Source organism: Maricaulis sp. (assembly GCF_030149425.1).
In the GTDB taxonomy this organism is placed as follows: Bacteria; Pseudomonadota; Alphaproteobacteria; order Caulobacterales; family Maricaulaceae; genus Maricaulis.
Window position 1 is genome coordinate 19,382 of sequence record NZ_JASBRQ010000020.1, and the last position, 8,420, is coordinate 27,801.

Annotated in this window: 8 protein-coding genes; 1 reads left to right on the top strand and 7 read right to left on the bottom strand. The window is 64.4% G+C overall.

The features are described 5' to 3' along the window. Positions 1-51 precede the first annotated feature (51 nt). From Q1V57_RS03605 to rsmI, 5 genes are all read right to left on the bottom strand, one after another. Entirely contained in the window at positions 52-1,569 is a 1,518-nt protein-coding gene (locus Q1V57_RS03605) for a YifB family Mg chelatase-like AAA ATPase (protein ID WP_300527641.1), read from the bottom strand. 200 nt (positions 1,570-1,769) lie between these two features. After that, positions 1,770-2,711, bottom strand: coding sequence for a glutathione synthase (gene gshB, locus Q1V57_RS03610; RefSeq protein WP_300527643.1), 942 nt, complete (start codon positions 2,709-2,711; stop codon positions 1,770-1,772). Continuing rightward, positions 2,708-3,385 carry a BON domain-containing protein gene (locus Q1V57_RS03615; protein WP_300527645.1) on the bottom strand — a complete coding sequence of 226 codons (678 nt, stop codon included), beginning with the start codon at positions 3,383-3,385 and terminating at the stop codon, positions 2,708-2,710. The genes gshB and Q1V57_RS03615 overlap by 4 nt, the downstream gene beginning before the upstream one ends. 82 nt (positions 3,386-3,467) lie before the next feature. Then, positions 3,468-3,851 carry a YraN family protein gene (locus Q1V57_RS03620; protein WP_300527646.1) on the bottom strand — a complete coding sequence of 128 codons (384 nt, stop codon included), beginning with the start codon at positions 3,849-3,851 and terminating at the stop codon, positions 3,468-3,470. Next, positions 3,848-4,744 (bottom strand): 16S rRNA (cytidine(1402)-2'-O)-methyltransferase, encoded by an 897-nt coding sequence (gene rsmI, locus Q1V57_RS03625; protein ID WP_300527648.1) that lies wholly within the window; start codon positions 4,742-4,744, stop codon positions 3,848-3,850. Before rsmI ends, Q1V57_RS03620 begins: the two co-directional genes overlap by 4 nt. Here rsmI and Q1V57_RS03630 point away from each other — a divergent pair. After that, complete coding sequence (locus Q1V57_RS03630; protein WP_300527649.1) at positions 4,743-6,476, top strand: penicillin-binding protein activator; 1,734 nt, start codon at positions 4,743-4,745, stop codon at positions 6,474-6,476. The two genes, rsmI and Q1V57_RS03630, sit on opposite strands and share 2 nt — an antisense overlap. Here the strand turns inward: Q1V57_RS03630 and hemW are convergent. Then, positions 6,473-7,618, bottom strand: coding sequence for a radical SAM family heme chaperone HemW (gene hemW / locus Q1V57_RS03635; RefSeq protein WP_300527650.1), 1,146 nt, complete (start codon positions 7,616-7,618; stop codon positions 6,473-6,475). The two genes, Q1V57_RS03630 and hemW, sit on opposite strands and share 4 nt — an antisense overlap. After that, entirely contained in the window at positions 7,615-8,208 is a 594-nt protein-coding gene (rdgB, locus tag Q1V57_RS03640; protein ID WP_300527651.1) for an RdgB/HAM1 family non-canonical purine NTP pyrophosphatase, read from the bottom strand. The genes hemW and rdgB overlap by 4 nt, the downstream gene beginning before the upstream one ends. Positions 8,209-8,420 lie beyond the last annotated feature (212 nt).

An 8,420-nucleotide genomic window follows, 5' to 3' on the forward strand; every position in this document is an offset into this window, starting at 1 on the left:
AGCCGGTTAACGATCCGTCGTCAAAAGAGAAATTAAATAACCACCGGGCCATCACACCGGCTCGCCCGCGCTCGCCCGGGCCAGTCCGCGGCGACAGGCCAGGGCTTCGGCGATATGCACCCGCCGAACCGCCTCGCTCCCGTCCAGATCGGCGATCGTCCGGGCCACCCGCAGCACACGATGATAGCTGCGCGCCGTCAGGCCTTGCTGGGTCGCGGCGGTATTGAGCAGGACGTCACCGGCCCGGTCCGGCGTCGCCACATGCTCCAGCCGGTCAGCCGGCAAATGCGCATTCAGCGCCCCGCGCTCGGCCTGGGCGTCGCGGCCTCGGGCCACACGCAAAGCCGCCTCGGCGCTTCCCTCGACCGGGGCCGGCAAAGCCAGGTCCGCCGGCGTAACGGCGGGCACAGCGATTTGCAGATCAATGCGGTCAAGCATCGGGCCGGAGATACGGGCCTGGTAGTCAATGGCACAGCGCGGACCGCGACGGCAGGAGACGCCGTCCAGCCCGCCATGACCGCAGCGGCAGGGATTCATCGCCGCAACCAGTTGGAAGCGGGCCGGGTAGGACACATGTGCATTGGCCCGCGCCACGGTGATTGACCCTGTCTCCATCGGCTGGCGCAGACTGTCGAGCACCTGGGGATGAAATTCCGGGAGTTCATCGAGGAAAAGGACGCCGCGATGGGCCAGGGAGGCCTCACCGGGCCGGGCCCGCATCCCACCGCCCACCATGGCGGCCATCGACGCGGAATGGTGCGGCGCCCGAAACGGACGATGCCGGGTCAGGGCACCACGCTCGAGCAAGCCGGCTACGGAATGGATCATGGAGACGTCGAGCAATTCATCGGCGGACAGCGGTGGCAATAGACCGGGCAGACGCTCGGCCAGCATGGATTTGCCTGAGCCGGGCGGGCCAATCATGAGCAGGTTATGGCCGCCCGTCGCCGCGATCTCCAGCGCCCGCTTGGCGGTTTCCTGCCCCTTGACCTGTTTCAGATCGGTCTTCGAGGGCGCATCGGTCAATTCACCCGGAACCGGGCGCGCAAGAACCTGGCTGCCCTTGAAATGATTGATCAGCTGGATCAGCGAACCAGGCGCCAGAATGGCCAGTTCACCGCCGGCCCAGGCCGCCTCCGATCCACACGCTTGCGGACAAATCAGGCCGAGCCCGGCTGCATGTGCCGCCATGGCGGCCGGGAGCGCACCCGGCACGGGCCGGATCATGGCATCGGCACCAAGCTCGCCGAAAGCGAGATAGTCCGAGCCCGCCTCGCGTGGCAGAATGTTCAACTCGACCAGAATGGCCAAGGCGATCGGCAGGTCAAAATGCGACCCTTCCTTCGGGCGGTCTGCCGGCGCCAGGTTCACGATCAACCGCTTTGACGGCATGGACAGCCCCAGCGCCGCAAAGGCAGCGCGGACACGCTCTCGGCTTTCCGCTACGGCCTTGTCGCCCAGACCGACGATGGAGAAGACCGGTTGCGCCCCAGCTGCCAGCTGGACCTGCACATCGACATGTTTGGCTTCGGAGCCTTCGAAAGCGACTGCAGCTGTCCGTGACGCCATCAACTCACCCCTCTGCTCTTTCGCGAACAAGACGGCCGATCAAGGGTTATCGCCTTGAAAGACCGGAATCAGATTCCGCTATGCATGCGCTAAATCTCTGTCGTTATTGGCTTTTCCACACCATTAAAACAGACCAAGTACATAACAGGAACAAAATTGGCACAGATGACAATACACGTCAAGGGTGCACGAATTGCTACCTACATCTTGCTCTGAACGGCATCCCAGAAACGGGCACAGGTATCGACGCCGGAGAAACGCTTGAGTTCCTGCACGCCCGTCGGGGAGGTGACATTGATTTCGGTCAGCATGCCGCCGATTACATCAATACCGACCAGCATCAGCCCGCGCTCTTTCAGCATCGGCCCGATCGCCTTGCAAATACGCAGGTCGGCCGCATCAAGCTCTGAGGCTTCCGCCACCCCGCCAACATGCATGTTGGACCGGGTCTCGCCCTTTTGCGGGACGCGGTTGATGGCGCCGACCGGCTCACCATCGATCAACAGGACGCGTTTGTCGCCTGCCGTCACCGCCGGCAGGAAGGCCTGCACCACAACCGGTTCACGCGACTGGGCAAAGAACATTTCAAGCAGGGAATTGAGGTTGCTGTCGCCCGGCTTGAGCCGGAATACACCTGCGCCGCCATTGCCGTAGAGCGGCTTGACGATGATGTCCTCATACTGGGCGCGGAACGCCTTGATGCGCTCGACATCGCGGCTGATCAGGGTTGGCGGAACCAGTTCGGGGAAGTCCAGCGGGATGATTTTCTCCGGGCTCGAGCGCACCCAGGCCGGGTCGTTGAGGACCAGGGTCTTGCCGGCAAGGCCTTCGAGAATGTGGGCCGCAGTGATATAGGCCATATCAAACGGCGGGTCCTGCCGCATCAGGACCACATCGATATCCGCGGCAAGGTCGAGATCAATCTCCTCACCGAGGTCGGCATGCTCGCCCTGGACGTGCTTGACGGTCACGGGCCGGGCCCGGGCCATGATACGCCCCTCCAGCCAGGCCAGCTGGTCGGGATGATAGACAAAGAGCTCGAAGCCGCGAGCCTGGGCTTCCTCCATCAGCGCAAAAGTGGTGTCCGCGTCGACATCGACGGTTTCGATCGGGTCCATCTGGACCGCTATACGCAGGCTCATCGTGTCGTCTCCGGGCCGCCAAGAAGTTGCGGGCCGGAGTTAGTGTCGTCGCCGGGCAGTTCAAGAGCGGGAACCGGCTCACCACCACAGGCCGCGGCCCGGCGTTCGCCGCGGGCCGGCAGCGTGCTGGGCACCCCGGCCACGCGCACCAGGCTGACGACCTCGGTCACACCTTCAACCAGCGAGGCATGCGCTGTTGCCCGCTCCAGCTCTCCACGCGAGCGCGCCAGGCCAAGCAGGAAGACGCGACCATTGAAAGTCTCGACGTTGAAATTGACGCTACGGATCGACCGGTCCGTGAGCAGGTGCGCCCGGATACGCTGGGAAATCAGCAGATCGCGCGTGCCATCTCCAAACCCGGCATCATCACCGATCACAATCTCGTTGGTCACCGAGCGCACCGCGACCGACGACCATGCCAGGCACTCGGCCATGCGGCTATCGTCCTCGCGCGGCGCATGACCGGTCAGGAGTGCAACGCCCTCGGCCACTTCCACATCGACGCCATCGAGGGCGAAACCCTCAGCCCGCAGCATCGCCGACTTGATCGACCAGGAGGCGTTATTGTCATCCAGCTCGCGGCCGATTGAACGTTCTTCCTGGACAGTCGAACAGGCGCTCAGGGTCAGCGCGAGCAGCCCGGCGGCAAGGGAGGCGGAAAAGCGTTGAGGCATGGCGGTGCGAGCTCCGTACGTCAGCGAATCAGAACGCTACACCACCCGCCGCGCGCTGACACCTGAGGATAATGTCAGACTGTTAGAGCAGGTCGCGGACGCGATCATCCGGGAACCAGGCCGCCCGCTCATGCACAGGCAGCCGCCAGGGCATGACCAGGAACAGATCGTAACGCATGTGCAGATCGCCAAAACGCTGATGCCGGGCCCGCCATAAAGAGGCTGCGCGCTCGATGCGCAAGCGCTGCCGGTAGGTCAGTGCGGCCCGGGCGCGCTCAAGATCGGGCCGGGCCTTGACCTCGATGAAGGCCAGATACTCACCGCGCCGGGCGACCAGATCGATCTCTCCGGCCGCCGTGACCGCTCGGCGATCGAGCAAACTATATCCCTTGGCGATCAGCCAGACCTGCGCCAGACGCTCCGCCCAGCGGCCGAATGCTTCAGCTGACCGCCGCGCGCGGCTCACCCCGACGCATCCTTGAGCGCCAGAGCCCGGGCATAGATGTCACGCTTGGGCCGACCCGCCTTGCTGGCGATGTCAGCAGCTGCGTCCTTTACCCGCTGCGTTTGCAGTGCCTCCTGCAGTGCCGCATCGATACGCGCCTCGTCCCAGATATCCGGGGCTGCAGGTGCAATGACGATGACAACCTCGCCTTTCGGCGCACCGGCATCTTCATAATGGGCTGCGAGCGCGTCCAGACCGCCGCGCCGGGCTTCTTCATGCAGCTTGGTGAGTTCGCGGCAGACCGCTGCCGGCCGGTCACCAAACACCTTCGCCATGCTGGTCAGCGCAGCGGGCAAACGCGAGGCTCCCTCGTAAAACACCAAACTGCCCGGCACCGCGGAGAAACGCGCCAGCCAGGCTTCGCGCGCCGCTGTCTTGGACGGCGGAAATCCGGCGAAGGTGAAACAATCGGTGGGCAGGCCGGCAATACACAAGGCGGCCAGGGCAGCGGAGGCGCCCGGAATGGCGATCACTTCATGGCCGGCCTCGATCACCTCGCGCACCAGCTTGTAACCCGGATCGGAGACCAGGGGCGTGCCGGCATCGGAAACCAGTGCCACCACCTCGCCAGCCGCCAGCGCCTCCAGCACGGCGGGCCGGACCCGCTCACCATTATGGTCGTGATAGGGCTGCAAGGCCGCGGAGACACCGTGCGCGTCCAGCAGGCGCTTGGTGACACGTGTATCTTCTGCCAGCACCCGGTCCGCCGCCGCCAGCACATCAAGGGCGCGCAAAGTGATGTCGCGCAGATTGCCGATCGGTGTGGCGACCAGATAAAGGCCCGGGCTGAGCGCTTGTACCTTGGGCCCAGTCCGGCTAGCTTCGGGCGGGAATTCTCGGGATGATCCGGTCATGAAATCTGATGTAGCACCGCGTTCGCGTTCTCGCACGCAAAGCCTTCTGCATATGCTTCGCCCGCTCGCTTTGGCCGCCTCTGCGGGCCTGTTGGTGAGCGCCTGCGCGACGACAACGCCTGCCCCGGCTCCGGCCCCGGCGCCCGAGCCCGTCATCACCCCGCCGGTAGTCGAGCCCGAACCGGAACCGGTTGCTGTGATTGAAGAGGCCTCGGGCCTGATCCCGCCGCATATGCAAGATCGCGATCTTGCACGCATCGCCGTTCTATTGCCCTTCTCGGCTGAGAATTCCGGTGCCCGCGCGGAAGCCCTGCGCCTTCTGCGGGCAGCCGAGCTGGCCCTGTTCGAGCGCGCCGGCGGTAATCTCGTCCTGATCCCGAAAGACACGGGCGGCACCGCCGATGGCGCCCGCCAGGCCGCGCTCGCAGCCGTTGAGGACGGTGCCGATTTGATCATCGGCCCGCTGTTTGCGCCGGCCGTCGCTGCAGCCGGCGACGTGGCGCGCCGCGCCGATATCCCGGTGATTGCCTTTTCGACCGACACGGCGACCGCCGGTGATGGCGTTTATCTGCTCAGCTTCCCGCCGGAGATCGAGGTCCAGCGCATCGTCGAATACGCCGCCCGTCAGGGCGTTTGGAAATATGCCTATCTCGGCTCGCAAAACCGCTATGGCATGGCGGTCTACAACGCCCTGCAGGACACAGCCTCTGTGACCGCGGGCGAGGTGACGGCCGAAGCTTTCTATACCGGCGATGTGGAAGCCATGTCGCGCGCCTCGGCCCGTCTGGCTGAAGGTGCCTTCCCGGAACTGACCCCGGATCAGGCGCGCGAACTGCGGCGCCGCGAGTGGATCCCCGACCCGGAAGCCGCTTTCCAGGCCGTTCTGCTGCCGGAAGGCGGTACCCGCCTGCGCGCCCTCGGCCCGCTTTTGATCTCGCAACGGGTTGACCCGCTGGTCGTGCGCTTCCTGGGCACCGGTCTGTGGAATGATGAAGATCTGCTGCGCGAACCAGCGCTGCATGGCGGCTGGTTCGCCGGACCGGATCTGCAGATGCGCGAACGCTTCGACACCTCCTATGAGGAGGCCTTCGGCAGTGAGCCCTCGCGCATTGCCAGCCTCGCTTATGACGCGATGGCACTGGCGGCCCATATGGATGGCGGCGAGCTCGGCTTCAGCCGCGAGGCGATTGAAGAAGAGCAGGGCTTCCTGGGTGCCGACGGCCTGTTCCGCTTCAATAGCGACGGTCTGATCGAACGCGGTCTGGCAATCTATGAAGTGCGCTCGCGCGGCTTCCGCCAGATCGAGCCGGCGCCGCTCGATTTCACGACGCCTCTGTTCGACCCCGAACAGGTCCGCATCATGGCCATGGCCGCGGCTGAAGAGCGCGTGCAGCGTTTCGGCAATGACGCGGAAAACCCGCTGCCGGATTATCTGCCGCTGCCGCCCGGCTGGGGCCAGCCGGAAGAGCCGGTCACGCAGATCGAGATCGGAACCGGTGTCGCCATGACCGACATGCCGGTTACCGGCCCGGCGGATGAAGGCGAACTGATCGATCCTGAAGCCACCGGCCTGGGTGTGATCGGTTTCGATTACAGCCTGTTCCGGCGGGAAATGCCGGATGATTATCCGCGCCCCGGCGATGTGGATTGCAGCGAACTGGAAGAGGGCGAGGAAATTCCCGAGGAATGCCTGGCCGAGCTCGACGGGCAAATCCGTCCGGACGGGCTCTAGGGTACCAGCGCCATCGACACCGCATCACCGAGCAGCTGACCCTCCCGGGTCAGCTGGATACGGTCACCCTGTCGCTGCAGCAGGCCCGCCGCGATCATGCGCTCGGCCTCACCTTCATCAATGCCCAGTCCGGTCGCCCTCTGCAGACGCGTCAGATCAAGCCCTTCGGCGAGCCGTATGCCCATCAGGATCCGCTCGGCGCGCTCATCCTCAGCCGACAAGGCCTCGAGCTCGGCGACGCCCCAGCGGCCGGATTTGACCTGCTGCACATACTCCCCCGGCCGGCGCGCCGCCTCGGTACCGATGCGGCCGCCCGTGCTGTGCCGCCCCAAACGGCCATGCGCCCCCGGTCCGACCCCGATCCAGTCCGCCCCTTCCCAGTAGAGACGGTTATGACGCGACTGTGCCGCCGGTGAGCGCGCATGATTGGAAATCTCATAGCGCTCGAACCCGGCGCGGGAGGCGATCTCATCGGCAAGCTCGTAGAAAGCCGCGGCATCATCGGCTTCCAGCGCCAGCTTCTCACCGCGCTCGGCGCGCTTTCCGAACGCTGTGCCCTGCTCGATGGTCAGCTGGTAGGGCGATAAATGGCCGACACCGGTCGCCAGGGCCGTGTCCAGTTCCTGCCGCCACATTTCCAGCGTCTGGCCGTCCCAGGCGTAAATCAGGTCGAGCGACACCTCGGGGACCGAATGCAGTGCCATATCGACCGCAGATCGCGCCGTATCAGCACCGTGATCACGCCCCAGGCGCTCAAGAACCCCACCCTGAAAGCTCTGAACGCCAACAGAAAGACGGTTGATTCCGGCCCCGGCGAAGGCCTTGAAACCGGCCCGGTCGTTCGGATTGGCCTCAAGACCGCGCTCGGCGTCCGCGGTAAAACCCCAAAGCTGGTCGGCCGCCTCAATCACCTCGCCAATCGCTTCCGGCGTCATCAGCGACGGCGTGCCGCCACCGAAATGCAGGCTCGTCAGCGCCCGCGCACCCGTGCGTTCACGCCAATGCGCCATGTCGTCAAGAATAGCCGCCCGCAGGACATCCTCCGCACCCTTGGGCCGGTAGACATTGAAATCGCAATAGGGACAGATCCGCGCGCAATAGGGCCAGTGGATATAAAGGCCGAGCGCTGTGTCCTCGCTCATGCCTCGAACTCGGCAGCTGTCATCGCTGCAAGTGCCCGGGCCCGGTGGCTCATCGAGCGCTTTTCCGCGGACGTCATCTGCGCGAAGGTCCGCGTCTCGCCTTCCGGCTGAAACACCGGGTCATAGCCGAAACCGTCCGTCCCGCGCGGTGGCCAGGCGATTTCCCCGACCACCTCGCCGCGATAGGTCCGCACCGGCTCCCCGGGACGGGCAACGGCGATCACGCAGACAAAACGGGCAGTCCGGGCCTTGTCACCGAGCGCCTCATGTACGCGCGTCATCGCCGCCGCGAAATCCTTGTCCGGGCCCGCCCAGCGCGCCGAGTAAATCCCGGGATCGCCGCCCAGAGCGTCAACCGAAAGCCCGCTATCATCAGCGACGCAGACCAGTCCCGTCGCCTGGCAGGCAGCCTGCGCCTTGAGCGCGGCATTGCCCTCGAATGTGGTTTCGGTCTCCTCCGGCTCGGGCAGATCGAGCTCCCCCGCGCTCTTCAAATCGATCGCTCGCGATAAGAGAATTTCTCTCAACTCTTTGATTTTGCCTTGGTTGTGGCTTGCCAACACCCAAGTCTGTCGATCCGATGACGCCATGATTACCCCAACCTTCATATCGCCTTTCGAAAAATTCATATCGAAAAACGATATTTTTTGCTTGCAAGTCGCCCGGACCTCGTTTATCGATAAACAACAAGGACGGGAGACATCGTCCTGAGACTACGAATGACAACGGTAATTGGTCAGATGCAAGTGAAAGGAAACAGAGAGATGGTCAGGCCCGAAAAATCCAGTACGCGTTCGTTCGC